Here is a 26,734-nt window from a genome sequence, read left to right as displayed (position 1 = left end):
CAGGCTCCCTCTGTTGAAAACGATCAGGCCTTCTCGACCTGGCCAAAATCCAATTCTACGGGCGTGGAGCGACCAAAGATGGTCACCGAAACTCGTAACTTGCTCTTTTCGAAATTGACTTCCTCGACGACGCCGTTGAAATCCTTGAACGGGCCATCTACGACACGCACCTGCTCACCTGCGTCAAAACTGAATTTCGGACGCGGTTTCTCAACGCCTTCCTTGATGCGGTCCATGATGGCGTTGGTCTCTGCGTCGCTCAGCGGATGGGGGCGCCCTACAGAGCCGCCGACAAATCCGGTGACCCGTGGTGTGCTCTTGACGAGGTGCCAAGTCACGTCGTCCATTTCCATCTGCACCAAGACATAACCGGGGTAAAACATTCGTTGCGAGCTCGTTTTTTGACCGCCCCGCATTTCCACCACTTCTTCGACGGGAACGAGGATATCACCAAACTTGTCGGCAAGCCCCTCCCGATTGGCACGCTCGCGGATCTCGCCCTGCACCTTTTTCTCGAAGCCCGAGAACGCATGAACCACATACCAACGCATAGACATTTACGCGACTCCTCCGAGTAGCAGGCGCACGATCCCAAGGAGTGCCATATCCACCAGCCAAAGGAAGATGGCAATTACCACGATCAAGCCAATAATGATGGCCGTACTGCGCAAGACCTCGGGGCGCGTCGGCCAAACCACCTTCAGCAACTCCACGTATGCTTCCCGAAAAAAGATCAGGAGCGCCTTGCCGTTGTTGCTGGAAGCGAAAAGACCGGTAGCAATCAACAAAGCCAGAATCAGCGCCGCACCAGGGTAATACGTACCGAAGTGGATGGGGATGAGGAAATAGGCGAATACCCCGAGGGCAGCGAATCCTGCCGCAAAATAGAGCTTCACTTTTTCCGACATGAACACCACACCTTTTTAATAATGGCAGGGCAGGAGGGGCTCGAACCCCCAACCTGCGGTTTTGGAGACCGCTGCTCTACCAATTGAGCTACTGCCCTGCAGACGGCAAACGGCGGACAATGCCGCCGTTCAACACTACAACATGAAAACTTATTCGACCACCTTGGAGACGACGCCGGCGCCAACGGTACGACCGCCTTCGCGTACCGCGAAACGCAGACCTTCCTCCATCGCAATCGGCGCAATCAACGCAACCTTGAACAATATGTTGTCTCCCGGCATCACCATCTCCACACCTTCCGGTAATTCCACCGCACCCGTTACGTCCGTCGTACGAAAGTAAAACTGCGGGCGGTACCCGTTGAAAAACGGCGTGTGTCGACCACCTTCCTCTTTCGACAACACATATACTTCCGCTTCAAAACGCGTATGCGGTTTGATGCTGCCAGGCTTGGCCAGTACCTGACCACGCTCTACGTCATCTTTCTTCGTGCCGCGCAGCAGTACCCCGACATTGTCTCCGGCCTGCCCCTGATCCAGAATCTTGCGGAACATCTCTACGCCGGTGACAATGCTCTTGGCGGTGTTGTGAATGCCGATAATCTCGATTTCATCGCCAATCTTCACCACACCACGCTCAATACGCCCGGTCACCACGGTGCCACGACCCGAAATCGAAAATACGTCTTCTATCGGCATCAGGAAGGGTTTGTCTATGGGACGCTCGGGCATCGGGATGTAGCTGTCCATGGCATCCGCCAAACGGAAAATCGCAGGCTCCCCGATGTCGCTCTGATCCCCTTCCAGGGCCTTCAGCGCCGAGCCGATAATCACCGGGATGTCATCACCGGGGAACTCGTACTTGGACAGCAGTTCACGCACTTCCATTTCCACTAATTCCAGCAGCTCGGCGTCATCCACCATGTCCGCCTTGTTCAGAAACACGACGATATAGGGAACGCCCACCTGACGGGCAAGCAAAATATGTTCACGGGTCTGGGGCATCGGGCCGTCCGCTGCCGAACACACCAGGATCGCGCCGTCCATCTGCGCCGCCCCGGTGATCATGTTCTTCACATAATCCGCATGACCCGGACAGTCTACATGGGCATAGTGACGATTCGCGGTCTCGTATTCCACGTGCGAGGTCGCTATCGTGATCCCTCGCGCCCGCTCTTCCGGCGCATTGTCTATCTGATCATAGGCGCGAATCTCTCCGCCAAACTTCGCCGACAACACCTTCGTCAGCGCCGCCGTTAATGTGGTCTTGCCATGGTCCACGTGACCAATCGTTCCCACGTTGACATGCGGCTTCGTCCGCTCAAATTTCCCTTTGGACATCAGACACTCCCCAAGAATACCAGACCCAAGAAAGACCCGAAAATATGGAGCCCACAACCGGATTCGAACCGGTGACCTCTTCCTTACCAAGGAAGTGCTCTACCGACTGAGCTATGTGGGCATGGACACTGGAGCGGGTGATGGGAATCGAACCCACACCATCAGCTTGGAAGGCTGAGGTTCTACCATTGAACTACACCCGCACAAATCAAAACCTGCCATACTGGCGCCCGCTCTAGGCAGAATGCCATAAAAATAAAAGCTTGGTGGAGGGGGGAGGATTCGAACCTCCGAAGGCAGAGCCGTCAGATTTACAGTCTGATCCCTTTGACCGCTCGGGAACCCCTCCCACGATTAGCGGCGCATTGTGCGGCCTGGGTATTTCTTTGTCAAGCGGTGCCGGGCGTCCGGAAACTTCCGGAACGCACATCAACTTGACGAATGATGCGTATTCTGCGCTTTCAGCGCCTTGACATCGTTGCCCATTTACAACATCCTGTAAAAGAATAGTGCAGGTTTTTTGCCGGGCAGCTTCGCCAGGGCTTGAGAGAGGAGGGTTTTGATAATGGAACATATTAAAGGAATCAAAGGTATCACACTGCTGGTTGCCATCAGCGGGGGGCTTTTCGCCAGCGCAGCCTATGCGGACGGTGGCTATGTGGGTTATGCAGTCAACCACGGCGCCAAGCCTGTTGTCACCAGTCGGGGTATCTGCGTGCGTGGCGGGCGTCCGGTAACGGATGGTCCAGTACCCGCCTATTGTGCGCCCGCGCCGGTCGCCGTGGCAGCTGCGCCGACACCGCCTCCGGCCCCTGTACCTGCCCCCATCGCGCCTGTGGAGCAGACGATCCTGGTGAGCAAGCCGATCACCATCACCGGTATCAACTTCAAGTTCGATTCGTACAAGCTGCTGGATCATGACATCCGGGTACTGGACGAAGTGGCGAGTTTTGCCAAAAATCATCCCGAGGCCGTACTCGACGTCAATGGATATTGCAGTAAGGTGGGCACCTACGCCTACAATCTCAAGCTGTCCAAGCTGCGTGCCCAGAGTGTCGCACAGTACCTGGCCCATCACGGGGTGGCGAGTGATCGTATGGTACTGAAGGGTCACTCCTACGACAATCCGGTCGCCACGAACGCTACCCCCCAAGGCCGCTTCCTGAATCAGCGCGTGGAAATCAATTCCAGCATCAAGGTTCAGAAGACCGTTCGTTAATCTCCTTCCAAATATTGCAGATGCGGGCCAGCCAAGGCCCGCTTTTTTTGCGGCGGCCATGGCGGCGCATGGCATCGTTTCCGTGATAGACTAAACGCCATGCGACAGTCCTTCCTTCGTTTTGTGCGAACACTGCAAATCACCCGCGTTCTGGTGCGTTACCGCCTGGACGAAGTGCTGTATTTTCTTCCTTTGTTAAAACCATATCAGGCCGTGTTGCGCCTAAACCCCATGACATGGCTGGCGCCGCGTCCCCAGGGCTCCTTTGCCGAACGCCTGCGCGAGGCCTTGGAAACACTGGGCCCCACCTTTATCAAACTAGGACAGATGCTTTCAACCCGCCGGGATTTACTTCCCGACCACATTACTCATGAGCTTGCGAAACTCCAGGACGCAGTACCCCCTTTCCCCTCCAATGTTGCCCGGCAGATCATCGAGGCAGCGCTTGGCAAAACGCTGGATGCGATCTTCTCCCGGTTTGATGATCAGCCTGCCGCAGCGGCGTCCATTGCCCAAGTGCACTTCGGGCAATTGCTGGATGGCCGCGAGGTCGCGATCAAGGTCAGACGGCCGGGCTTGCAATGGATCATCGAACAGGATCTGGCCATCCTTGCGCTGCTCGCTGATCTCGCGGAGCGCTACTCTCAGGAAGGCCGGCGCCTGAGGGTGCGCGCCGTTGTCGCAGAATACGCGAAAGTCATTCGCGGGGAACTGGATCTGCTACGTGAAGCGGCCAACGCCAGTCAGTTGCGACGTAATTTTACCGCAGAACCGGAACTGCTCTATGTGCCGGAAATATACTGGGACTATTGCGCGTCTCCGGTACTGGTGATGGAGCGCATTTATGGTATCCCCATCGGTCAGCGTGAGGCACTTCATGATGCCGGCATCGATTTTGATCAGCTCTCGCGGCGCGCTGCGGAAATCTTTTTCCGGCAGGTCTTTCGTGACGCATATTTTCACGCGGACATGCATCCCGGCAATATTTTCATCGACCCGAAGAACGGGCGCTTCATCGCAGTGGATTTTGGCATCATGGGCAGCTTGGATGATGCAAGCCAGCATTACCTTGCAGAAAATATGGTTGCGTTTTTCCGACGCGACTACCGGCGCGTGGCAGAAGCGCATGTGGAAGCCGGATGGGTCCCAGCGGATACCAATGTGCAGGATTTTGAAACCGCCATCCGTGCCATTGCGGAGCCGGTGTTCGAAAAACCGCTGAATGAAATATCCGTTGCCAGCCTGTTGCTGCGGCTCTTTCAGACTACGCGCGCCTTTCATATGCAAACCCAGCCACAACTCCTGCTGCTCCAAAAAACGCTGGTCAACGTCGAGGGCATCGCCCGTGATTTCAACCCGGCACTCAATATCTGGGAAGTGGCTACGCCGCTTCTGACAGAATGGCTCAGCCGTCAGCGCGGTCCGCAGGGTTGGTGGTCCGAGCTGAAACGATACTTTCCCCAGTGGGGTTTGGTTCTTCCGGAAATACCGGTGCTCCTTCATAACATCTTGCGCCAGACCCAGCAGGGTGAACTACCCTTGGTGATCCGTAGCAACGACATCCAGGGTATTCGGCAGGAACTGCATAATGGTTTGCAAAAACTTACCTATAGCGTAGGCGGCACGTTTATTGTGGTAGGCTTGGGTATTATTGCGGCGCTGGAGCACCGGCTGGATAGCCCGGTACTTCATTTGCCGGTGTGGGCCTGGCTGATTATCCTGCCGATGGCGCTCTGGGCAGGGACCAGATGGGTACGCAGCATATTTGTCCGTCGCGACTAAGGTAGGCGGGGGTCCGTTACAACAGATACACCGAGCTAGGGAAAGGAGGGTGTCATGTGGATGGTCGTTTCATTTTTGATAGCGGCGCTGGCTGTCATTTTCGCGGTTCAGAACGGAGCACCCGCCACCATTCATTTCTTCTCGTGGACGTTTGCACAATCCCAGGGGGTGGTCCTGCTTAGTGGTTTTGTCGCCGGTTTTATTGCGAGTATGTTGATTTACCTACCCACACATATCCGTAACAAGCTGAAGATCCGCCGCCATGAACGACGCGAGACCGATCTTGAAGGGCAGCTCAACGCGGAACGCGGCAAGCGGGAGTACTTCGAAAAGGAACATGCAGCCGCCATGCGCGTCCAGAAAGGCAACAACACGGCGACCGGCAACACTGGGAGAAGCGCGGACTGAAGGTGATCAGTCGCGCGTCATGGTGCAGCTACCGTCTTTTCCCTAACAGCAGCCACCTCCCGGTACTCTGGGTGTACTTGCGCTAAAGTCGCCAGGTTACGGCTGGCTTGTACGTTGCCAAGCGCCGCTGCTTTGCGCCACCAGAGGCCGGCCTTGCCATAGTCCTGCGGCACCCCCTGCCCCAGGAAATAGAGATTGCCCAGGTTGTACTGAGCGGCGGGAATACCCTGCGCTGCCGCCTTCTCCCACCAGTAAGCTGCTTTGGCTTCATCCTTGTTCACGCCCTGGCCAAAATAATACTGCATGCCAAGGTTGTATTCCGCTTTGGCGTAACCATGGAGGGCAGCCTTATTGAACCAATGTGCAGCCAAGCTATAATTTTGCGGAACTCCGTCACCCAAGGCACAACGAGTACCTATCGTATTCTCGAGCCTGGCCGTGGTGAGATCCGCAGAGTGGGCGGCAGCCACATCTTCCGGGGCTACACCGCTTGCGGTATGCGCACCGGCCCAGGGCGCAGAAAGCGCCAAAAATACTGCCCCACAGACAGCAGGAAGGAATCGTTTACTGAAATCGTGATCATTGCGCATAGAAACTCCTAGCTGATTGCCCACACCTTACAGATAGCGAGGTTACACCAAAAACCTCACGGATAACCAGAAGTTTTTCAGGCCATGCCAAACGGGAATTGCCGACTGGCCACAGCCTGCGCGTCTCTCCCCGCGCAGGCGCCGCAAATCAGACGCGTCAAGCAGACAGATGAGCGTCGATCCAAGACTCCGCCGCGTACCAGTCCGCCTGACAGTCGCCTCCCGCAAAACCGCGCGCCTCGGCAAGATAGTAGGCACGTTCCGCAATCATGCGCTGGCGATCCGCAGCAGAGACCTGCGGAGACTTTGGACGTCCGGCAGCCCGGGGCTTCTTGGGCACGACGACCGCACTCCGCGCCGTTGCGCGAGGCGTCGGCGCCACCTTGGGATCCGCTGAAACTTCCTTGGGCTTTGTGACCCGTTTTTTAGGTTGCTCTTCCGCCATGACTACTCTCCTGAACGACATGAAAAACCGCTTTATAAGAGATAGCACATGGCGGCAGCGTTTTCAAAGTCCGGGCAAGACGTCTTTCCATTTTGTGGAATAGAATGAAGACCATCATCGTGTCATCAGCGACCGGTCTGCAACATCTCCGCAGCCCGCCACCTCTGCGCGAGTTTATCCAGGACGGCGTTGACGAAGCGATGGCCTTGCTCACCACCAAAGTCCTTATCCAGTTCTATGGCTTCATTGATGATCACCCGGTATGGCGTTTGCGGATAGTCCCGCAATTCGTAGGCCGCCAGACGCAGGATCGCCCGTTCGACTTCGCTGACCTCGTCGGCCCAGCGACGGTCCTGCACTTCCTCGGCGATGGCCGGGTCCAGCTCGGAGGTTGCGGCACAGACTCCTTGCCAGAGGCTTTTAAAGAAAGCGACATCGGCGCCCTGCAGGCGCTCCGGATCGGAGGTAAATTGCAACTCGATCTCCGCACAATGGCCCGGGTTCATCTGCCACTGGTAGAGGGCCTGAACAGCAGCTTGACGCGCCAGACGACGGCGACTGATTTTCATCGAGTGCTGTTCAGATCTGACGCAACAACTGCACCATTTCCAGCGCAGTCATGGCAGCATCGAAGCCCTTGTTGCCTGCTTTGGTTCCGGCGCGCTCGATGGCCTGCTCAATGCTGTCCGTGGTCAGCACCCCAAAAATCACCGGCACTCCCGTGTCCAAGGATACCTGGGCCACCCCCTTGGACACTTCGGCCGCGACATAATCAAAATGTGGGGTACTGCCGCGGATCACTGCCCCCAGACAAAGCACGGCGTCATAATTACCGCTACGCGCCAGCTTCTGTGCGATCAGCGGCATCTCATAAGCACCCGGGACATGAACGACATGAAGCTGTTCTTCTTTTGCACCGTGACGGCGCAACGCATCGATGGCACCCTGCTCCAGCTGCTGGGTGATAAAGCTGTTGAAACGGCTGACCAACAGGGCAAAGCGATGCTCACCGGCCTGCAGACTGCCTTCGATATGACGAATCATGACTCATCCTCGGGGACTTCCAGAAAGGGACGCTGGCCGACGATCTCCAGACCGAAGCCGCCGATACCACGGTATTGAAACTGACTGTCGCTGAGGACCACCGCCTGATGCACCCCCAGATCAGAGAGAATCTGGGCACCGATACCAAAGGTGCGCAGAACTCGTCCGGCGTCGCCTGCCTGACCAGGCCCCTTGGGCTTTTCAGGCAATGCGGCAATCTCGCGCAGGAGTTCTTCGACACTCTCCTGATGGTGGAGATAGACCAGTACGCCACGACCTTCTGCAGCAATCCGCCGCAAGGCGATGACATTCGGGCTGGCTTCACCGGCGAAGAGATCATTCAGCGTTTTGCCAACCTGTACCCGTACCAGTACGGGTTCATCATGCGCTTCCAGGTCGCCAAGAACCAGGGCAAAATGCGTTTCACGGGCGACCCAGTCACGATAAACGTGGAGTTCGAAGTCGCCATATGGGGTATGCCACGGGCCACTCGCCTCCCGCTGTACGATCCGCTCCCGTTCCAGGCGATAGCGGATCAGGTCGGCAATGGTGCCAATTTTGAGGCCATGGTCCGCAGCATAGGGGAGCAGGTCGGGCAAACGCGCCATTTCGCCGTCGGCATTGAGAATTTCGCAGATGACGCCAGCGGGTTTGCAGCCAGCCAGTCGCGCAAGGTCGACCGCTGCTTCGGTATGACCGGCGCGAACGAGTACGCCCCCGGGTTCTGCGGCCAGGGGGAAAATGTGACCGGGCATCACGATGTCCTCAGGGCCGGCGTCATCGGCAATGGCAGCCTGAACCGTCGCCGCGCGGTCGGCGGCGGAAATGCCGGTGGTGACACCGCGGGCGGCCTCAATCGAGACCGTGAACGCGGTGCTGAGGTTGGCAGTGTTATGCCCTACCATCTGCGGGAGACGCAATCGCTCGCAACGCTCACGGGTAAGCGGCAGGCACACCAGACCACGTCCCTGCGAAACCATGAAGTTGATGGCGGCGGGTGTCACAAACTCCGCCGCCATGATCAGGTCACCTTCGTTTTCACGCCCCTCGTCGTCCATCAGAATCACCATTCGGCCGGCAGCGATGTCGGCGATGATCTCCTCTGCGGAACTTATACTGGCACTGCTCATACCGGAAACCCTTTTGCGGCGAGTGAATCGCGATCGACTGTTGATTTTAACCCGGACCCGGGGCCTGTGGCCACCCAGCGTTCCAGATAGCGCGCAATGAGGTCCACCTCCAGATTGACGGACTGCCCCGGCCGCCACTGCGCGGCTGTCGTCTGTGCCAAGGTGTGGGGGATGAGATTGAGCATGAACAGGTCGCCTCGGAGCGCGTTGACGGTCAGGCTGATGCCGTCCACGCAGACGCTGCCTTTGGCGGCAACATAGCGTAGCAGGTCCGGAGGTGCGGCGATGGCAAATACCTGCGAGCGTCCCGAGGCGCTCACTTCGCGAACCTGTCCGACACCATCCACATGGCCAGCGACCAGATGCCCTCCCAGGCGATCTGCCAGTCGCAGAGCTTTTTCCAGATTGACCGGACTGCCCACCTGAAGACGTCCAAGAATGGTTTTATCGAGGGTTTCGCGGGAGACATCGACGGCGAAGGCGTCGCGCTGGACTTCCACCACCGTCAGGCAGGCGCCGGAAACCGCAATACTGTCGCCCAACTGGACATCACTAAGATCAAGGTTCCCGGCAGCGACGGTCAGCCGTAGGTCGCCGCTCTGGGGCTGCATCCCGCGGATCTGCCCCAATGCCTGAATAATGCCAGTAAACATCGCCTATCGCTCCTGTGGACGCAATGTCCACTTGATATCGTTGCCCAATCGGGAGCTTTGGATCACCGACCAGCGCGGCACCTCCGCGAGATCCGAATAGGGGCCGGTAGCAAGCACCGGCCGCGCATCCTGCCCGAGCAGCAGCGGTGCCACATAAAGCAGCCATTCGTCGATCAGACCAGCCGCGAACAGGGAGGCAGCGACGCCAGGCCCCGCTTCGACCAGCACCTCGTTGATCTGCCGCTCGGTCAGCATGCCCGTCACTTCCTGCCAGTCCAGTCCCTGTACCGTGCTGCCACAGATCAGCAACTCCGCACCGGCAGCGCACAGCGCCGCCCGGGCGGCAACGGGAGCATCCTGCCGGTGGAAAATCCATACCGCACCAGGTGTACCAAAAAGCGCCGCATCCGGCGGCGTGCGCAGATGGCTGTCCACGATGACTTTCACCGGATAGCGCCGCAGGGGAGTTTCCAGGCGTGGTGCCAGGCGCGGATTGTCGGCCAGCACCGTGCCGATGCCGACAAGGATGGCACTGGCCCGTGCGCGCTCCTGCTGCACATCCGCACGCGCCGCCTCGCCCGTCAGCCATTGGCTTTGTCCGTTGGCAAGCGCCACCCGGCCGTCCAGACTCATGGCCTGCTTGAGCCGCATCCAGGGGCGGCCATGGCGCATCCGGCGCAGAAATCCAGGATTCAGGGCTTCTGCCGCCGCTTCCAGGCAGCCCTCCTCGGCCACCACGCCGGCGGCGCGCAAACGTTCCACGCCGCGCCCCGCCACTAGAGGGTTAGGGTCGCGCATGGCAATCACCACCCGCGCGATACCCGCGGCAATCAGCGCATCCGCACAGGGCGGCGTACGGCCATAGTGACTGCAAGGCTCCAGAGTCACATAAGCCGTAGCGCCGCGCGCAGCAGCACCCGCCTCCTTCAGCGCAAGAACCTCCGCATGCGCCTCACCGGCCTGCAGATGAGCGCCCCGCCCGATGACGCGTCCGTCTTTGACCAGAACAGCACCAACACAGGGATTGGGGTGCGCGCTGTACTGGCCCTGCTTCGCAAGCACCAGAGCCTCAGCCATGAAGGCAAGATCCTGCTCAGTCGCCACGATTCGGATCGTCTCCCCCGCCGGGGACCTCCGCCTCCTTCATCCGCGCAATCTCCACGCTGAACGCATCGACGTCCTCAAAGCGCCTGTAAACAGAGGCAAAACGCACATAGGCGACAGGATCGAGGTCACGCAAAGCCTCCATCACCAGTTCGCCGATGAGGCGCGCCGGGATCTCCCGCTCACCGCGTTCGCGGATACGGCGCTGGATCATCCGCACGGCGGCATCCACCCGCGCAGTGGCTACCGGCCTCTTGCTCAATGCCCGGGTCAGACCCCGCTGGAGTTTGTCTTCGCTGAAGGATTCGCGTCGTCCATCGGTCTTGACGACCATGGGCAACGCCAGCTCTGCCCGTTCAAAGGTGGTGAAGCGTTGCCCGCACTCAGGACATTCGCGCCGCCGCCGTACACTTCCACCGTCATCCGCGAGGCGGGAATCCACCACGCGGGTATCGGCGTAGGCACAGAACGGACAATGCATGAATACTCAGCCGTACACCGGGAACTGATGGCAGAGGGCCTCCATATCTGCACGGACCCGCTCAATGACCGCAGCATCGCTGCTCGCATCCAGGACATCCGCAATGCCGTTGCCCAGGCGATGCATTTCGGCCTCGCCAAAACCTCGCGTGGTAGCGGCCGGCGTACCAATCCGGATGCCGCTGGTAACCGCCGGGGGGCGGATATCGAAGGGCACGGCATTCTTGTTGACGGTGATATTGGCCTGTCCCAGTGCCTCTTCCGCCTCCTTACCCGTGACCTTCTCGCCCAGGTTCAGCAAGAAGAGATGGTTGTCGGTACCACCCGAAACCGCGCCATAACCACGCCCCGCCAACACCTTGCTCAAGGTTTGCGCGTTATGAATGACCTGCTGCTGATAGGACTTGAACTCCGGCCGCAGCGCTTCACGGAAGGCGACGGCCTTGGCAGCGATGACATGCATCAGCGGCCCCCCCTGTAAGCCGGGGAAGATCAGGGAGTTCACTTTTTTGCCATATTGCTCCCGGCAGAGGATCAATCCGCCGCGAGGACCGCGCAGGGTTTTGTGGGTGGTGGTGGTGACAAAATCCGCATGGGGCACGGGGCTGGGGTGCAGGCCCGTGGCCACAAGGCCGGCGATGTGCGCCATGTCCACCAGCAGATAGGCGCCGATGCTGCGGGCAATCTCGCCGATGCGGGCGAAGTCGATGACGCGAGAGTAGGCACTGGCACCGGCGACGATCATCTTCGGGCGTTCCCGCTCCGCCTGCTCCGCCATGGCGTCATAATCGATGCGGCCGTCTTCCGCGCGCACGCCATAAGCCGCCACCTGAAAAAGCTTGCCGGACACGTTCACTTTGGCGCCGTGGGTCAGGTGGCCGCCATGAGCAAGGCTCATGCCCATGATCTTGTCACCGGGCTGGAGCACGGACAAGTAAACAGCCTGATTGGCCTGCGAGCCGGAGTGCGCCTGGACATTGGCATGTTCGGCGCCAAAAAGCTCCAGCGCACGGTCCATGGCGAGCTGCTCGGCGATATCTACGTACTCGCAACCGCCATAGTAGCGTTTACCAGGATAGCCTTCTGCGTATTTGTTGGTCAGCACCGAGCCCTGCGCGGCCATTACCATGGGGCTGGCATAGTTCTCGGAAGCGATGAGCTCGACATGATCCTCCTGACGCCGGGTTTCTTTGCGCATGGCATCCCAAAGCACGGGGTCAAAATCAGCGATGGTCAGGGTCTTGGAAAACATGGCGAAACTCCTTGGGCTTCAGAAAAAGCAGGCGTAAACACTAATGGATGCACACGGTCACAGCAAGGGTGAAAAATTGGCATAACCCATGAATCTCTTTCATCCGGCGCCAGCGCCTGGACATGCGCCGGCTCAGATCTTGATACGCACCGGCTGGGGATGGCCCTGCAAAACGAACTTTGGTGCCGCCTTTTCTTTCTTGCCACGGCGTGGCCGCTGTTTGTCCGCAAAAATATCCTGATAAGCCACATAAATGACCGGTGGCCCAAGCACCCAGACCACTAGTCCGAGCCAAAGCTGAGAGAATGCGGGCATCAGCACATTGCTGATCAGAATGGCGGCCCACAGGGCAATCAGGGGGTCGCGCAACTCCGGCCGGAAAATCAGGGTCAGCGTGGTTTCTACCTCTGATTCCAGCCAGCCATGCCCTTTATGCAGTGCAAGGGCGATACCAAAAAAGGCGGGAGAGAACCAGAAGTAGGGCATGAGCGCCAGATTGGAGAAGCGCTCGCCGAATGCGAACCACCAGCCCCAGAACCCCTGCCCCAAGCCAGACCCGTCATTCCAGGGCATCTGAATTCCGGCGAGGATGGCCCCCATCACTACCGTATCCTGGCCGAACTCGAAGATCATCCCGAATATCGCGAATACCATGCCCCATAAAACGGCCACATGGAGTGCGTGCCGGGTTTGCTGCGGGGTGTATTCCTCTCCCTCACTGCGGCCGGCGATGCGCAGACCGACCAGCAATCCAAGCGGTGCCAGCGCGTCCATAAGCCAACCCGGAAAGGGAATGGCGGCGAAGATCAGGGCCCCGGCGGCGAAGGCAAGCCATGGCTTGGGGCGCACCGCTACCAACTCGGCTCCACCTTCCACCCAGGTCATCATTCGATTCAACCAATTCCAAGCCAAAGCGCTGCTCCCGGACTAAGGACAAACGGCCTGCGCGCAATTCCTGTACCAGGCCGGTACAACAGGGATCAGTGTAGCCAAGAATGCGGGTCATGACAAAACACCTGCACCAGGATCTGTCCGGCACGTCTTGTAGCTGGGGGCCGGCGCGATTAGACTCTTTCAGCTCTCCCTATAAATCGAAGTGCATAATGCCAGTAGAGATACCCGTCGATTCCGTTGGACTGGTGACCCCGCAGACTGTGACCTTTTCGGCACCTCTGGAGCTGGAGTGCGGGCGCTGGCTGCCCGGCTACACCCTCGCCTACGAGACCTACGGCACACTCAATGCGCAGCGGAGCAACGCCATCCTGCTCTGCCATGCCCTTTCCGGCGACCACCACGCAGCGGGCTATCACAGCATGGACGATCGCAAACCCGGCTGGTGGGAACACTTGCTGGGACCGAGAAAGGCCATGGATACGGAGCGGTTTTTCTTTGTCTGCGCCAACTTCATCGGCTCCTGCAAGGGGTCCACCGGCCCAGCCAGTACCAACCCGGAAACCGGTGCACCCTGGGGATTGGATTTTCCCATGGTCACCGTGCGCGACTGGGTGAAAACCCAGGCCGAACTGGCAGACTATCTGGGCATTGAACAGTGGGCGGCGGTTGTGGGAGGCAGCCTTGGCGGCATGCAGGTGATGCAGTGGAGCATGGATTATCCGGAGCGCCTGCGGCATGCTGTGGTCATCGCCGCCGCACCCAAGCTCACCGCCCAGAACATCGCCTTCAACGAGGTTTGCCGGCAAGCCATCATGACGGATCCGGACTTTTATAACGGCCGTTATTATGCGCACAACACCAAACCGCGTCGCGGCCTGTCGCTGGCACGCATGATCGGCCATATCACCTATCTCTCCGACAACGCCATGCGTACCAAATTCGGCCGCGACACCCGGGGCGGCAAGGCTTTCTCCTTCGGCTTCGACGTGGATTTTGAAGTGGAGAGTTATCTGCGTTATCAGGGCTCCAGCTTTGTGGAGCGCTTTGATGCCAACAGCTACCTTTATATCACCAAGGCCTTGGACTATTTTGATCCGGCCAGCGCCTGGGGGGGCAATCTGGCCGAGGCCTTTGCCTCCACTCGGGCAAACTTTCTGGTGATTTCCTTCAGCTCGGACTGGCGCTTCTCTCCGGAACGCTCCCGCGAAATCGTGCAAGCCCTGTATACCTGTAACCGGGACGTCAGTTATGCGGAGATCGAGGCAGAGCATGGTCACGATTCTTTCCTGATGCCCATCCCCCAATACGTGGCAGTGCTGGGCACCTATCTGGGGCGGGTTGCTGAAGAGGTCGGCGCATGACCCTGCGTAAGGACCTGGCGATCATCGCCGACTGGATTGCCCCCCGGAGCCGTATCCTCGATCTGGGTTGCGGGGAAGGCGAACTGTTGGCTTACCTGCGCGCCGAAAAAGGGGTGCAGGGCTATGGCGTGGAAATCGAGGAGGCGAGGGTGGTGGCGGCCATACGCCGCGGCATACCGGTGATTCAGCAGGATCTCGATCAAGGTTTGCGTAATTTTGCCGATCAAAGCGTCGATACGGTAGTCCTTTCCCTGACCCTGCAAGCTACAACCTACCCGCGCGAACTGCTGCTGGAGATGCTGCGGGTGGGACGCGAGGTCATCGTCACTTTTCCCAACATGGGGCACTGGCACGCGCGCTGGCAACTGGGTATCCGTGGCCGCATGCCCATGACGGATGTTTTGCCCCATACGTGGTACGATACGCCGAATATCCATCTGTGTACGATCCGCGATTTCGAGTCGCTGTGCCATGATAACGGGATTGCCGTCCATCAGCGGGTCGTGCTGAACGATCTGCGTCGCGAGACCTGGCGCAACCGCCTGTTGCCCAATCTTTTCGGCGAGGTCGCCCTCTATCGTTGCGCCCTGAAGGTGCACTGACCCGCTGCAGGAGAACGCCATGCGACTAGAACTCATCAGCTTTCCCCTCTGCCCTTACGTGCAGCGCTCCGTCATCACCCTGCTCCACAAGCAGGTGGGCTTCACCCTCACCCACATTGATCTGGCGCATAAGCCGGAGTGGTTTCTGGCCCTGTCGCCCCTGGGCAAAGTCCCCTGCCTGAAGATCGATGAACACACCGTTCTTTTCGATTCGCAGGTCATCAATGAATATCTGGACGAAACCATCGCCCCCGCGCTGCATCCTGCCGACCCGCTGGAGCGGGCGCAGCACCGCGCCTGGATTGCCTTCGGCAGCGAAATACTGGGCGATCAGATGCAGATGATGGTCGCTCAGGGAGAAGAGCGTTTTACCGCCGCCAGTCGTCAGCTTTTTGATAAACTGGAGCGACTGGATAAAGCCATGGGAAACGGCGCATTCTTTGCTGGCGATGACTTCAGTCTGATAGACGCCGCATTGGCTCCCCTGTTCATGCGCATGGAAATCCTCCATACCCTGCGCCCATTGCCGCGCTGGGAATCCTTGGGCAAACTGCGACGTTTGACGGCGTTGCTCATGGAGCTGCCGGAAGTGGCGGGATCGGTAACTGCGGACTTCCCCGATCGTCTGCGCAACTATATTAGTGAGAGAGGCAGTCTGTTTTTGCGTACTGCCTGAACCAACGCCGCACCACAAATCCGATAAAGAACAGGGGAGTAGACCATATGAGCGCACATCACGAAAATGGGGAACAGAGTCAGGCACTGGTGCCGACCACCCACTTCGGCTACCAGGAGGTACCCGAGACGGAGAAGGAGCAACTCGTCAGGGGGGTTTTCAGCAACGTCGCCAGCAAATATGACCTGATGAACGATCTCATGTCCCTCGGGGTCCACCGTTTGTGGAAACGCTTTACCGTAGATCTCGCCCGGCCCCGGCCGGGGCAGCGGGTACTGGATCTGGCGGGTGGTACGGGCGATCTGGCGGCCGCCATTTATCCGCGGGTGCGGCCCAACGGCTCCATCGTGGTCTCGGACATCAATCCCGAGATGCTGGCGGTGGGGGAAAGTCGGCTGGCTGACAAAGGCATCATCGCGGGAGTGGAGTTTGTCGAGGCCAACGCCGAGGATCTGCCTTTCCCTGACCGCGAATTCGATCTGGTCACCCTGGCTTTCGGTATTCGCAATATGACCCACCCGGAAAGGGCGCTGAAAGAAATTCATCGGGTGCTGAAAACCGGTGGGCGGGTATTGATCCTCGAATTCTCCCATCCACGCTGGCCCGGTTTGCAGACCGTATATGATATGTACTCCTTCAAGTTATTGCCGCGAATTGGCGAACTGGTGGCCAAAGACCGTGAGAGCTACCAGTATCTGGTGGAATCCATCCGCCGCTTCCCCGATCAGGAAACCTTCAAAATAATGATGGAAGATGCCGGGTTGGAGCGGGTGGAGGTATTCAACCTCTCCGGCGGGATTGTCGCACTGCATCGCGGGTTCCGGATGGACTAATGAATGCTTTTCATCACCACGCCTAAAAATTCCCTCTTGAGCCCACCGACATGGCAGGGCATGATGGCGGCAATTTTCGCAGAGGAGTAATGCCCATGACATCGGTCCACAGTCTCGGTTTTCCCCGTATCGGCCACAAGCGCGAGCTGAAGAAGGCGCTGGAAAGCTTCTGGTCCAGGGAAATTGACGAGCAGGAGTTGCAGTCCCGCGCTGCCCAGTTACGTGACCGTCACTGGCGGATTCAACAGACCTGCGGCATGGATCTGGTACCCGTCGGTGATTTCAGCCTTTACGACCACATGCTCGACATGAGCTGCACCCTTGGTGCCATTCCGCCCCGTTACGGCTTCGCCGGCGGTCAGGTCGGTCTGGACACCTTCTTCGCCATGGCCCGCGGCTCCGCCACCCAGCCAGCCATGGAAATGACCAAGTGGTTCGATGCCAACTATCATTTCATCGTCCCCGAGTTCCACGAGGGGATGGATTTCCGCCTCAGCAGCGAGCGTCTGTTTGATCAGGTGAAAGAGGTGCAGTCCTTGGGTCTCAAGGCCAAACCCGTACTGGTCGGCCCCATCACCTATCTGTGGCTGGGCAAGGAAAAGGACCTGAAAGCAGAAGCACACCATGAAGCGCAACATCATCACGATGACAGCGCCTGTCATGGCCATGGCGCCCCGATCGGGACCGCTTGTTTTGACCGGTTGACCCTGCTGTCCAAGGTCCTGCCGGTTTATGCCGAGATACTCGCGCGTCTGGCGGAAATGGGTGTCGAATGGGTACAGATCGACGAACCTGCCCTCGCCCTCGATCTCCCCCAGGAATGGGTCAAGGCGCTGGAATCCGCATACCAGGCACTGCACAGTCACAAGACGCCCAAGGTGCTGCTGGCGACCTATTTTGACTCCGTCGCCGACCATGCCAAAGCACTGAAGGCGCTGCCGGTGGCCGGCGTACACTTGGATCTGCGCCGTGCGCCGCAGCAATTGAACAGTTTCCTCAGCGACTATCCCGCCGACAAGGTACTCTCCCTTGGCGTCGTCGATGGCCGTAACGTCTGGCGCGCCGATCTGGACGCTGCTCTGGAACTGCTGCAACCCGCTCACAAACAACTCGGTGATCGCCTCTGGGTGGCACCGTCCTGCAGCCTGCTGCACACTCCGGTAGACTTGGAGCAGGAGACCGAGCTGGACGCCGAACTCAAGTCCTGGCTGTCCTTCTCGGTACAGAAACTGGACGAAGTCGCCATCATCGGACGCGCGCTGAATGAAGGCGTCGAGTCGGTGGCACAGGAACTGGCCGCCGCCCGCGCAGCCGCCGCCTCACGCAAAAGCTCGCCACGCATTCACAACCCGGCGGTCGCCCAGCGTCTGGAGGGACTGGGTCAGGATGATGGTCGGCGCAAGAGCCCTTTCCCCACCCGCGAAGCCGCGCAGCGCGCCCGTTTCAAACTGCCTGCCTTCCCCACCACCAGCATCGGCAGCTTCCCGCAGACTCCCGAGATCCGTAAAGCCCGCCTGCAGAATCGCAAGGGTGAGTTGAGCAACGCTGATTACCAGAAAGCCATGGAAGCAGAAATCGCCCTGGTGGTGAAGGAACAGGAACGTCTGGGCATCGACGTACCCGTCCACGGTGAGCCGGAACGCAATGACATGGTGGAATACTTTGGTGAGCAGCTCGCCGGTTTCGCCTTTACCCGTCATGGCTGGGTACAGAGCTATGGTTCACGCTACGTCAAACCGCCGCTGATTTTCGGCGACGTCTCCCGTCCCACTCCGATGACGGTAGCCTGGAGCAAGTACGCCCAGTCTCTCACCCAGCGGCCCATGAAGGGCATGCTCACGGGTCCGGTGACCATTCTGCAATGGTCTTTCGTCCGCGATGACCAACCCCGGGAACGTACTGCACTACAGATCGCCCTGGCCATCCGTGATGAGGTCAAGGACCTGATCGACGCAGGCATCGGCATCATCCAGATCGACGAACCGGCCTACCGTGAGGGTTTGCCCCTCAAGCGCAAGGATTGGGGTCACTACCTCGAGTGGGCCTCCCGCGCCTTCCGGATTTCGGCGCAGGTCGCCCCCGATGATGTCCAGATTCACACACACATGTGTTACTCGGAGTTCAACGACATTCTGCCCGCCATTGCGGCCATGGATGCCGATGTCATCACCATCGAGACTTCCCGCTCGCAGATGGAGCTGCTGGACGCCTTCGCAACCTTCAACTACCCCAACGAAATCGGACCGGGCGTCTACGACATCCACTCCCCGCGCGTCCCCAGCGTCGAAGAGATGGTGGGTCTGATGGAGAAGGCAGTTAAAGTGGTTCCCGCCGAACGTCTCTGGATCAATCCCGACTGTGGTCTGAAAACCCGCAAGTGGGCGGAAGTCACCCCGGCACTGGAGAATATGGTCGAAGCAGCCCGTCAGGTTCGCGCCCGGCACGGTTGACATCCACCTCTGGAGCCGTGAAGAAGCCCTCGTTGTTCCGAGGGCTTTTTTATAATCATTTCGGACCATCATTAACTAAGCATATGGTTATTGAACCTTGTTGTCGGCGTCATGGTCCAACTGGCGCTTTACGTCTGAATTTCAACCGATAACGAGGGAGTGACAGCCATGAAAAACGACGTGACCGATGCCATGATCAACGGCTTCAAGGCGTTCCACCGTACCTATTATGATGATCGCCCCGACCTTTTCGATTCCCTCGTGGATAATGGGCAAAGCCCGAAAGTCATGCTGGTGGGTTGCTCCGATGCCCGGGTCACCCCCACAGCCCTCTACGGCAGCGAGCCCGGGGACATTTTTGTAGTGCGCAATATCGCCAATCTCGTGCCGCCGGCGGAGCAGGATGGCCATCTCCACGGTACCAGTGCTGCAGTGGAATTCGCAGTCAGCCGCCTGGAAGTCGAACATATCATCATCAACGGCCACTCACACTGCGGCGGCATAAAAGCGCTGCTTCACGGTAGCGACGGCAAATATGTCGGCCCCTGGGTGGAGATTGCCAAAGACGCCCGGTCCGACGTGCTGCGGGAGTACGCCGATGCCAGCCCGGAAGAGCAGGCACGTGCACTGGAAAAAGCCAGCATTCTGATTTCTCTTGAAAACCTGCTGACCTTCGACAGTGTGCGCCGCCGCGTGGTGCGGGGTGAGTTGCAGTTGCATGGCTGGTACTTCGACATGGAAGAAGGCACTCTCCTCAGCTATCGTGCGGAGAAACATCAGTTCGAGCCGTTGGCCTGAGGACACGATATGGAAAACAGCGCCAATCTTTCGCCATTCAAAAATCTGCGCACGGATGTGCCCGCTGCCGTGGTCGTCGCCCTGGTAGCGATGCCGCTCTGTCTCGGCGTAGCTCTGGCGTCAGGGACACCAATGATCGCCGGACTGATTGCGGGCGTTATGGGCGGCCTGCTGGTCCCCTTGTTCAGCCGTTCGCAACTGGCCGTCAGCGGTCCGACGCCCGCCATCGTCGCCACGGTGCTCCTGGCCATGCAGACTTTGCCGAGTTTCTCCGCCTTCCTGCTGGCGGTAGTCATTGCCGGGGGCATCCAGATCGTTCTGGGTGCCATCCGTGCCGGCGTCGTCGCATATTTTTTCCCCTCCGCGGTCATTCAGGGCATCCTTTCGGCGATCGGTATCATCATCATCCTCAAACAGTTTCCTTATGCCATCGGTTTTGACCTGGGCGAATTTGGCAATCAGGATTTCATCAGCGCCCATGGCGAGAATACCTTCACTGGTGTCATCGCTGCCCTCGCCCACCTGGAATGGGGCGCACTGCTGGTCAGCGTACTCGCCCTTTCGGTTCTCATCACTTGGGACAAGGTGGCGGTACTGCGTAAACAGACCTGGCTGTCGGGACCACTCATGGCGGTGATCTTGGGCACCCTGCTCAACACATTGTTCCTCTACGCCGTTCCAGGTCTGGCCGTCAGCGGCCATAACCTGGTCAATCTGCCGATCATCCGCTCCGTTGCGGATCTGCAGGGCATGCTGCAAATGCCGGACTGGGGGATGATCGGATCGAAAGCCGTCTGGGTGACCGCCATCGCCCTCACCTTTATCACCAGTCTGGAGAGCCTGTTATCCGTCGAGGCAACGGACAAACTGGATGTATTCAAACGACGTACGCCCCTTGATCGCGAATTACTCGGACAAGGTGTGGCCAATATTGCCAGCGGTCTGATCGGCGGGCTTCCTGTGGCGGCGGTTATCGTGCGCAGTACGGCCAACGTGGCTGCCGGGGCCCGCACCAAGGCAAGTGCCTTTCTGCATGGCTTGTTCCTGCTACTCGCCGTGCTGTTTCTGGCGACGTTGTTGAACCAGATTCCGCTGGCTGCCTTGGCATCCATTCTGATTTTCGTCGGCTTCAAGCTGGCCCACCCAAACATTTTCCAAAAAATGTTCAAGCTGGATAAATCCCAGTATTTACCCTTCCTCATCACCATCGTTGCCATTTTATTCACCAGCCTGATTACCGGCGTGATCATCGGCCTGCTGGCCGGGGTGTTCTTTGTCCTCAAGGCCAATTACCATAGTGCCATAGAGATTGGCCGGGAGGGCCCCGCTTATAAAATTGCCTTGAACCGGGAGGTGACATTTGTCAACAAGGCGCGACTTTCCCACATCCTGGAACGACTGCCAAAGGGCGCAGAGGTCATACTGGATGGTGAACATGTGGGTTTCATTGATCACGATGTCCTCGAAGTGATCAGGGATTTTGAACGCTCTGCGCCCTTGCGTGAAATCCGCCTACGGGAACAGGGCTTTGATGCGCCGGTGCTGAAGGTCCCCGTATAATGATCACAGTCGACCCTGCGACAGCAATTCCGCATTGCCTCCAGCTGCCGTGGTATTGATGCTCACCGCCTGTTCCGCCACCATCCGCAACAAATAATGTGGACCACCGGCTTTCGGGCCGGTTCCACTTAACCCTTCTCCACCAAATGGTTGCACACCAACCACTGCACCAATCATGTTGCGGTTCACGTACACATTACCGCAGCGGGACCGCGCAGCAATATGTGCCGCCCGGTCATCAATCCGGGTCTGGACACCCAAAGTCAGTCCGAATCCCAAAGCGTTGATAGCATCAATCAGCGCGTCGATTTGTCCGGCTTTCCAGGTGACCACCTGCAGCACCGGACCAAATATTTCCTCGCGAACCTGACTGACATGGCTAATGGCGTAAGCACAGGGGGCCACAAAATGCAGATCCCGCTGCTGATCATCCTGCATCGTCAGCGCTACAGAAATATCCGTAGCGTGGGCATTTTCCAGCAAGGATGCGGGCCAGGCACAACGGGCCAGCAATCTTCCTCCGCCCTGCTCAATACGGGCCATTTGGGCAAGGATATTGGACTGCGCGTCGGCATCAATCACTGGTCCCACATCAGTGGCATATTCTACCGTAGGGCCAATCACCAGCTCGTGCATGGCGCCTTTCAGCATGGTCAGAATTTCTTCCGCGCATTCTTCCTGCACACATAGCAAACGCAGTGCAGAACATCTTTGTCCGGCGGAACGAAATGCCGAGGCAATCACCGCATCCACCACCTGCTCGGCCAGAGCGGTGGAGTCCACAATCATGGCATTGATGCCTCCGGTTTCGGCAATCAAGGGCACAATGGGGCCCTCTTTGACGGCCAGGGCCTGATGAATGTGGCGAGCAACACCCGTCGAACCGGTAAACACCACCCCGCTGGTCAGCGGATGCGCCACCAGAGCGGCACCCACGGTTTCGCCAGCACCCGGCATCAGCGCCAGCACATCGCGGGGAACACCTGCTTCCCACAGCAGTGCGACAAAAGCTTTGGCAATAGCCATGGTCTGTTCGGCGGGCTTGGCAGCCACACTATTGCCCGTAACCAGAGCCGCTACAACCTGTCCGGCAAAAATCGCCAAGGGGAAATTCCAGGGGCTGATACAAACGAACACACCACGCCCCCGCAAACTCAGGGAATTGGCCTCACCGGTAGGACCGGGCAGGGCTTCCTTACGCATGAGCGTCTTGGCCTGAATGGCATAATAACGGCAAAAATCCACAGCTTCGCGCAGTTCGGCCACAGCATCTGCCAAAGTTTTGTGCGCTTCGCGCATCACCAGAGCAATCATTGAATCCCGTCGGGTTTCCAGCAGCTCTGCCGCCTGGGTCAAAATCTCGGCGCGTCGCTCCACGGGCACCGCATCCCAGCGTGTTTGCCCGGCATGCAGCGTGCGCATCAACGGATCCACCTCTTCCACCTGTATTTCTTCGGGGGTCTGTACCCGCAGCGCCAGGGCAGCTTCCAGAACCGGGCCGCGTTCCACAATATAAGTCATATCCATTCCTTGACTGTTCAGTCGCAATTCACCATGCAAACGGCCGTAAATCTCTATCGGTTTGGGCAGTGCCACTTCTTCAGCCCGCCAGAGCGGGCTGACCAGCAAATCTTCGGCTGCCACATGCTGATTGGCCAGCTGATGAATAAAAGACGTGTTGGCCCCATTTTCGAGAAGGCGGCGCACCAGGTAGGCGAGCAGATCCCGATGACGGCCTACCGGGGCATATATCCGCAAGTGCTGAATGCGGGCGTGGCGTAAAACTTCCCGGTAAATCCCTTCTCCCATACCATGCAGGCGCTGCATCTCAAAACGGGCATCGGGTTGCTGATCCGCCAATTGCAAAACCGCGGCAATGGTCGCTGCGTTGTGGGTGGCAAATTGCGGATAGACCAGAGCCTGTGGACCATTCGCCTCTTCAAGGAGACGCGCTGCAGCGGCCAGATAACTGATATCGGTATGATGTTTATGGGTGAACACCGGATAACCGGACAAACCCATTTCCTGGGCTCTCTTGATTTCCATATCCCAGTAAGCACCCTTGACCAGACGCAACATCAAACGGCTCTGGTTGCGACGCGTCCGGGCCAGAACTTCATCAATGGCAGCATCCGCCCGGCTCTGATACGCCTGCACGGCAATACCCATCCCGTCCCAGCCTGCACAAGTCGCATGCCCGGCAATATGCTGTTGCAAGGCATCCAGCAAATCGAGCTGCAACTCAAGGCGATCACTTTCTTCTGCATCCAGCGTCAGATTCAGGCGTCCCTGGGCGGCCAACTCGGCCAGTTGCTGCAGCTTGGGGAAAAGTTCTCTCCAAAGACGGGCGCGCTGGGCTTCTTCGAAGCGCGGGTGTAATGCTGACAGTTTGATGGAGATACCATCGCGTTCCCGAGGACCTCCATTACCGGTTTGCGTGGCGAGTGCTCTCAATGCGGATTCATAAGAAGCCGCGTAGCGGGTCGCATCGGCACTATTGCGGGCACCCTCTCCGAGCATATCGTAGGAATAACATAGTGCGGGCTGTTTTTTCCGGGCCTCTGCGGAGCGCCGGCGCGCCTCGCCAAGATCCTGTCCGAGTACAAACTGCCGACCTAGCAGCGCAATGGCACGCACCACAGCCGTCACTACGGTATTCATACCAAGTCTTTGCACCAGACTGCGCGTTTCTTTTTCGGCGAGCAGACGGCGAGATAAAATCAGCACGCGACCGGAAATCTGGGTGATCCAGGACTGTTTTTCTTCACCGGCAAAGCGCGCTCTGCCCAACTGGTCCGCCGCCAGCAGCGCTGCGGTGCCGGTATCGGGCACCCGCAGCAGGGCCTCGGCCAGACGCATCAAGGCCAAGCCTTCGGCACTGGTGATGGGGTATTCCCGCAACAGCGATTCCAACGCCCAGAACGGGGCTGGCTGCTTGCGTACCGCCTCCACCCAGGGCCGCGCCTGATCAATGACATTCAGCCAGTTCAGCTTGCCGTTGAGCGCCGACAGCAACGCCTCAACCTGCTGATTTTCATCCCGGTACGGGGGCGGCAGTGTCACATTGTTCCGAATAAAATCCGGGGAATCAGCAGGTTCACCGGGTAAAACTGATTGTAAACGGGTTTGAGACATTCCGATAAGGCTCCTTGCAGCAGGTAATCGGGTTCATGATCAGCCTGTGCCTACCTCCTTTTTTTCACCTGCGGGTTTTATGCGCCTTGTGGTACTACCAGGGCCGTGGACGCCAGAAACTGCCGGCAGCGTTCCAAGCCTTCCGCTGCGCCTTCGGTGACGGTTACTCGTGGCACTCAGGAATAGCCTTTTCGTCATCAGTATCCCAGGAGCTCAACCAGGCGCGCACTTCCTGGCCGGTCAGGTGTCGGCCGGTTTCCTTGTAGGCCGTCCATGAGGCCAAGGCTTCCTGCTTGAAGCGCTCGCGAGATTCCTCGCGCTCGACGTAACGCTTTCCTATCTCCGAGTCCATCCAGGCCGGCGCACTGAAATTATCTTACCGTATCGCATAAGTCCTTATTTTACGAAGCACCGCGCTCTAAGTCATGTAAATTTTCAGTCCGCCGACGGTAACAGCGGCATACCGAGTTCTTTGAGGAAAGCGTTGTGTTTCGCCGTCGCGATCTGGATCGCCCGCTCGATGTCCACCAGGCGCGCATGGGTCGCCGCGAGGTCGATTTCCTCCTCGGCCACCGCCGTGCTGATGTAGCGGGAGATATTCAGGTTAAAGTCGTTCTTCTCGATCTCCGCCATGTCCACGCGGCGGGCGTAGCGCAGTTCTTCCTTGCGGAACTGGTAGGTATCGACAATCCGCTTGATATGTTCCTTGCTCAATTGGTTCTGGCGCTTGCCTTTCACGAAATGCTCGGCGGCGTTGATGAACAGCACGTCGTCGGGCTTCTTGCACTTTTTCAGCACGAGGACGCAAACCGGAATACCGGTGGAATAGAACAGGTTCGCTGGCAAGTCGATGACGGTGTCGATGTGGCCGTCTTTCAGCAGCTTGGTGCGGATGCGTTCCTCCGCCCCTCCCCGGAATAGCACCCCGTGGGGCAGGATGATCGCCATCACGCCTTCGTCTTTCAGGAAATGAAAGCCGTGCAGCAAAAAGGCGAAGTCGGCAGCGGATTTCGGCGCGAGGCCGTGGCTTTTGAAACGCACGTCGTCGGCCAGCGCGTCGGTGGGCTCCCAGCGGTAGCTGAAGGGCGGATTGGCGACGATGGCGTCGAAGCTCGGCTTCTTCGCCGGGTTCTGCTCGCGCAGCATGTCCCACTCGTTGAGCAGGGTGTCGCCGTGGAAGATCTCGAACTCCGTGTCTTTCACCCCGTGCAGCAGCATGTTCATGCGCGCGAGGTTGTAGGTGGTGATGTTCTTTTCCTGGCCGTAGATTTTGCCGATGGTGCCGCCCGCCTTGGCCACCCTCTTGCGCACGTTCAGCAGCAGCGAGCCGGAGCCGCAGGCGAAGTCCATCACGCTCTCCAGCCGTTTTTTGGTGCCGGTTTTCGGTTCCTGACTGTCCAGCGTGACGATGGCGGAGAGGATGTCGGAAATCTGCTGCGGCGTATAGAACTCGCCCGCCTTCTTGCCCGACCCAGCGGCAAACTGGCCGATCAGGTATTCATAGGCATCGCCCAGCGCGTCGATGTTCGTGGAAAACTCCGCCAGCCCTTCGGCGATTTTCTGGATGATGGTGCAGAGCTTGGCGTTGCGGTCGGTGTAGGTCTTGCCCAGCTTGGGCGAACTCAGGTCGATCTCGGAGAACAGGCCCTGAAAGGTGCTCTCGAAGGATTCCGTCTCGATGTATTTGAAGCCCGCCTGCAGCGTGTTGAGCAGCTCCGCGTTTTGCGTGCGGGCCAGGTTGGCGATGCTGTTCCAGAGGTGCTGTGGCTCAATAACGTAATGCACCTTGCGGCGCATCTGCTTCTCGAAGGCCGGAATGTCGTCCGCGTTGTTGGCGTACCAGAGCGCCAGCGGCACCTTGCGCGTGTCTTTGCCCACATCGGGGTAATCCTTGCCCAGTTCCTTCTTCGCCGCCGTCTCGTAGTTGTCGGAGAGGTAGCGCAGAAAGAGAAAAGACAGCATGTAGTCGCGGAAGTCGTCCGCATCCATCGCCCCGCGCAGTTGGTCGGCGATGCTCCAGAGGGTATTGCCCAGTTGTTTTTGGTTGGTTTCGGTCATGGTTTGAGCGT

26 protein-coding genes and 4 tRNA genes are annotated in these 26,734 nt (G+C 58.6%); 10 read left to right on the top strand and 20 right to left on the bottom strand.

All coding sequences use genetic code 11. The annotated features are described in order from the left end of the window. Positions 1 to 23: 23 nt before the first annotated feature. From nusG to F6A13_RS01860, 7 genes are all read right to left on the bottom strand, one after another. On the bottom strand, positions 24 to 557 hold the full coding sequence (nusG, locus tag F6A13_RS01890; RefSeq protein WP_126604540.1) for a transcription termination/antitermination protein NusG: 534 nt from the start codon (positions 555 to 557) through the stop codon (positions 24 to 26). Beyond that, on the bottom strand, positions 558 to 908 hold the full coding sequence (gene secE / locus F6A13_RS01885; protein WP_113527662.1) for a preprotein translocase subunit SecE: 351 nt from the start codon (positions 906 to 908) through the stop codon (positions 558 to 560). A gap of 22 nt (positions 909 to 930) precedes the next feature. Further along, a tRNA-Trp gene (locus F6A13_RS01880) sits at positions 931 to 1,006 on the bottom strand. 52 nt (positions 1,007 to 1,058) lie between these two features. Next, positions 1,059 to 2,249 (bottom strand): elongation factor Tu, encoded by a 1,191-nt coding sequence (gene tuf / locus F6A13_RS01875; protein ID WP_113527398.1) that lies wholly within the window; start codon positions 2,247 to 2,249, stop codon positions 1,059 to 1,061. A gap of 45 nt (positions 2,250 to 2,294) precedes the next feature. Continuing rightward, positions 2,295 to 2,370: transfer RNA gene (locus F6A13_RS01870), tRNA-Thr, on the bottom strand. 8 nt (positions 2,371 to 2,378) lie between these two features. Continuing rightward, positions 2,379 to 2,452, bottom strand: a tRNA-Gly gene (locus F6A13_RS01865). Between the two features lie 61 nt (positions 2,453 to 2,513). Further along, positions 2,514 to 2,598 (bottom strand) — tRNA-Tyr (locus F6A13_RS01860). 216 nt (positions 2,599 to 2,814) lie between these two features. On the opposite strand from F6A13_RS01860, the gene F6A13_RS01855 reads away from it, so the two are divergent. The 3 genes from F6A13_RS01855 (at position 2,815) to F6A13_RS01845 (ending at position 5,658) form a co-directional block, all read left to right on the top strand. Further along, positions 2,815 to 3,468 carry an OmpA family protein gene (locus F6A13_RS01855; RefSeq protein ID WP_113527397.1) on the top strand — a complete coding sequence of 218 codons (654 nt, stop codon included), beginning with the start codon at positions 2,815 to 2,817 and terminating at the stop codon, positions 3,466 to 3,468. Positions 3,469 to 3,567: 99 nt separating this feature from the next. Continuing rightward, positions 3,568 to 5,250: a ubiquinone biosynthesis regulatory protein kinase UbiB gene (gene ubiB, locus F6A13_RS01850; protein ID WP_113527396.1), complete on the top strand. Its 1,683-nt coding sequence runs from the start codon at positions 3,568 to 3,570 to the stop codon at positions 5,248 to 5,250. A gap of 54 nt (positions 5,251 to 5,304) precedes the next feature. Next, complete coding sequence (locus F6A13_RS01845) at positions 5,305 to 5,658, top strand: lipopolysaccharide assembly LapA domain-containing protein (protein ID WP_113527395.1); 354 nt, start codon at positions 5,305 to 5,307, stop codon at positions 5,656 to 5,658. A gap of 17 nt (positions 5,659 to 5,675) precedes the next feature. Here F6A13_RS01845 and F6A13_RS01840 read toward each other — a convergent pair whose 3' ends face one another. From F6A13_RS01840 to F6A13_RS01795, 10 genes are all read right to left on the bottom strand, one after another. After that, positions 5,676 to 6,248 (bottom strand): tetratricopeptide repeat protein, encoded by a 573-nt coding sequence (locus tag F6A13_RS01840; protein WP_113527394.1) that lies wholly within the window; start codon positions 6,246 to 6,248, stop codon positions 5,676 to 5,678. Positions 6,249 to 6,405: 157 nt separating this feature from the next. Next, the gene (locus F6A13_RS01835; RefSeq protein ID WP_113527393.1) at positions 6,406 to 6,693 is read right to left on the bottom strand and encodes a DUF2934 domain-containing protein; all 288 of its coding nucleotides are present in this window, start codon (positions 6,691 to 6,693) and stop codon (positions 6,406 to 6,408) included. A gap of 125 nt (positions 6,694 to 6,818) precedes the next feature. Further along, positions 6,819 to 7,262: a transcription antitermination factor NusB gene (gene nusB, locus F6A13_RS01830; protein ID WP_113527392.1), complete on the bottom strand. Its 444-nt coding sequence runs from the start codon at positions 7,260 to 7,262 to the stop codon at positions 6,819 to 6,821. Positions 7,263 to 7,272: 10 nt separating this feature from the next. Next, entirely contained in the window at positions 7,273 to 7,737 is a 465-nt protein-coding gene (gene ribE, locus F6A13_RS01825; RefSeq protein WP_113527391.1) for a 6,7-dimethyl-8-ribityllumazine synthase, read from the bottom strand. Beyond that, positions 7,734 to 8,867, bottom strand: coding sequence for a 3,4-dihydroxy-2-butanone-4-phosphate synthase (gene ribB, locus F6A13_RS01820; protein WP_113527390.1), 1,134 nt, complete (start codon positions 8,865 to 8,867; stop codon positions 7,734 to 7,736). Before ribB ends, ribE begins: the two co-directional genes overlap by 4 nt. Beyond that, positions 8,864 to 9,520 carry a riboflavin synthase gene (locus F6A13_RS01815; protein ID WP_113527389.1) on the bottom strand — a complete coding sequence of 219 codons (657 nt, stop codon included), beginning with the start codon at positions 9,518 to 9,520 and terminating at the stop codon, positions 8,864 to 8,866. Before F6A13_RS01815 ends, ribB begins: the two co-directional genes overlap by 4 nt. Before the next feature lie 3 nt (positions 9,521 to 9,523). After that, positions 9,524 to 10,624 carry a bifunctional diaminohydroxyphosphoribosylaminopyrimidine deaminase/5-amino-6-(5-phosphoribosylamino)uracil reductase RibD gene (gene ribD / locus F6A13_RS01810; RefSeq protein ID WP_113527388.1) on the bottom strand — a complete coding sequence of 367 codons (1,101 nt, stop codon included), beginning with the start codon at positions 10,622 to 10,624 and terminating at the stop codon, positions 9,524 to 9,526. Then, positions 10,614 to 11,105 carry a transcriptional regulator NrdR gene (nrdR, locus tag F6A13_RS01805; protein WP_113527387.1) on the bottom strand — a complete coding sequence of 164 codons (492 nt, stop codon included), beginning with the start codon at positions 11,103 to 11,105 and terminating at the stop codon, positions 10,614 to 10,616. Before nrdR ends, ribD begins: the two co-directional genes overlap by 11 nt. Positions 11,106 to 11,111: 6 nt before the next feature. After that, complete coding sequence (glyA, locus tag F6A13_RS01800; protein ID WP_151528016.1) at positions 11,112 to 12,356, bottom strand: serine hydroxymethyltransferase; 1,245 nt, start codon at positions 12,354 to 12,356, stop codon at positions 11,112 to 11,114. 132 nt (positions 12,357 to 12,488) lie between these two features. Beyond that, positions 12,489 to 13,268 carry a hypothetical protein gene (locus F6A13_RS01795; RefSeq protein ID WP_225981909.1) on the bottom strand — a complete coding sequence of 260 codons (780 nt, stop codon included), beginning with the start codon at positions 13,266 to 13,268 and terminating at the stop codon, positions 12,489 to 12,491. A gap of 191 nt (positions 13,269 to 13,459) precedes the next feature. Between F6A13_RS01795 and metX the strand changes: the two genes are divergently transcribed. From metX to F6A13_RS01760, 7 genes are all read left to right on the top strand, one after another. Then, complete coding sequence (gene metX, locus F6A13_RS01790; protein ID WP_113527384.1) at positions 13,460 to 14,611, top strand: homoserine O-succinyltransferase MetX; 1,152 nt, start codon at positions 13,460 to 13,462, stop codon at positions 14,609 to 14,611. Then, positions 14,608 to 15,213: a methionine biosynthesis protein MetW gene (gene metW / locus F6A13_RS01785; RefSeq protein WP_113527383.1), complete on the top strand. Its 606-nt coding sequence runs from the start codon at positions 14,608 to 14,610 to the stop codon at positions 15,211 to 15,213. The genes metX and metW overlap by 4 nt, the downstream gene beginning before the upstream one ends. 19 nt (positions 15,214 to 15,232) lie before the next feature. Then, entirely contained in the window at positions 15,233 to 15,889 is a 657-nt protein-coding gene (locus F6A13_RS01780) for a glutathione S-transferase family protein (protein WP_126604541.1), read from the top strand. A 47-nt stretch (positions 15,890 to 15,936) separates the two neighbouring features. Beyond that, positions 15,937 to 16,722 carry a bifunctional demethylmenaquinone methyltransferase/2-methoxy-6-polyprenyl-1,4-benzoquinol methylase UbiE gene (gene ubiE, locus F6A13_RS01775; RefSeq protein WP_126604542.1) on the top strand — a complete coding sequence of 262 codons (786 nt, stop codon included), beginning with the start codon at positions 15,937 to 15,939 and terminating at the stop codon, positions 16,720 to 16,722. Between the two features lie 95 nt (positions 16,723 to 16,817). After that, a complete protein-coding gene (metE, locus tag F6A13_RS01770) occupies positions 16,818 to 19,172 on the top strand; it encodes a 5-methyltetrahydropteroyltriglutamate--homocysteine S-methyltransferase (RefSeq protein ID WP_126604543.1) in 2,355 nt (784 codons plus the stop codon). Between the two features lie 168 nt (positions 19,173 to 19,340). Further along, positions 19,341 to 19,970, top strand: coding sequence for a carbonic anhydrase (locus F6A13_RS01765; RefSeq protein WP_113527379.1), 630 nt, complete (start codon positions 19,341 to 19,343; stop codon positions 19,968 to 19,970). Between the two features lie 9 nt (positions 19,971 to 19,979). Next, on the top strand, positions 19,980 to 21,530 hold the full coding sequence (locus tag F6A13_RS01760) for a SulP family inorganic anion transporter (RefSeq protein ID WP_113527378.1): 1,551 nt from the start codon (positions 19,980 to 19,982) through the stop codon (positions 21,528 to 21,530). A 3-nt stretch (positions 21,531 to 21,533) separates the two neighbouring features. Here F6A13_RS01760 and F6A13_RS01755 read toward each other — a convergent pair whose 3' ends face one another. The 3 genes from F6A13_RS01755 to F6A13_RS01740 all read right to left on the bottom strand — a co-directional run bounded on the left by F6A13_RS01755 (position 21,534) and on the right by F6A13_RS01740 (position 26,723). Then, entirely contained in the window at positions 21,534 to 24,593 is a 3,060-nt protein-coding gene (locus F6A13_RS01755; RefSeq protein WP_172959339.1) for an L-glutamate gamma-semialdehyde dehydrogenase, read from the bottom strand. 235 nt (positions 24,594 to 24,828) lie between these two features. Then, entirely contained in the window at positions 24,829 to 25,017 is a 189-nt protein-coding gene (locus F6A13_RS01745; protein WP_225981908.1) for a hypothetical protein, read from the bottom strand. Positions 25,018 to 25,100: 83 nt separating this feature from the next. Then, entirely contained in the window at positions 25,101 to 26,723 is a 1,623-nt protein-coding gene (locus F6A13_RS01740; RefSeq protein WP_126604544.1) for a type I restriction-modification system subunit M, read from the bottom strand. Positions 26,724 to 26,734 lie beyond the last annotated feature (11 nt).

It is taken from the genome of Acidithiobacillus sp. 'AMD consortium' (assembly GCF_008926505.1).
In the GTDB taxonomy this organism is placed as follows: domain Bacteria; phylum Pseudomonadota; class Gammaproteobacteria; order Acidithiobacillales; family Acidithiobacillaceae; genus Acidithiobacillus; species Acidithiobacillus ferridurans.
This window is presented reverse-complemented; position numbering and strand designations above follow the sequence as displayed.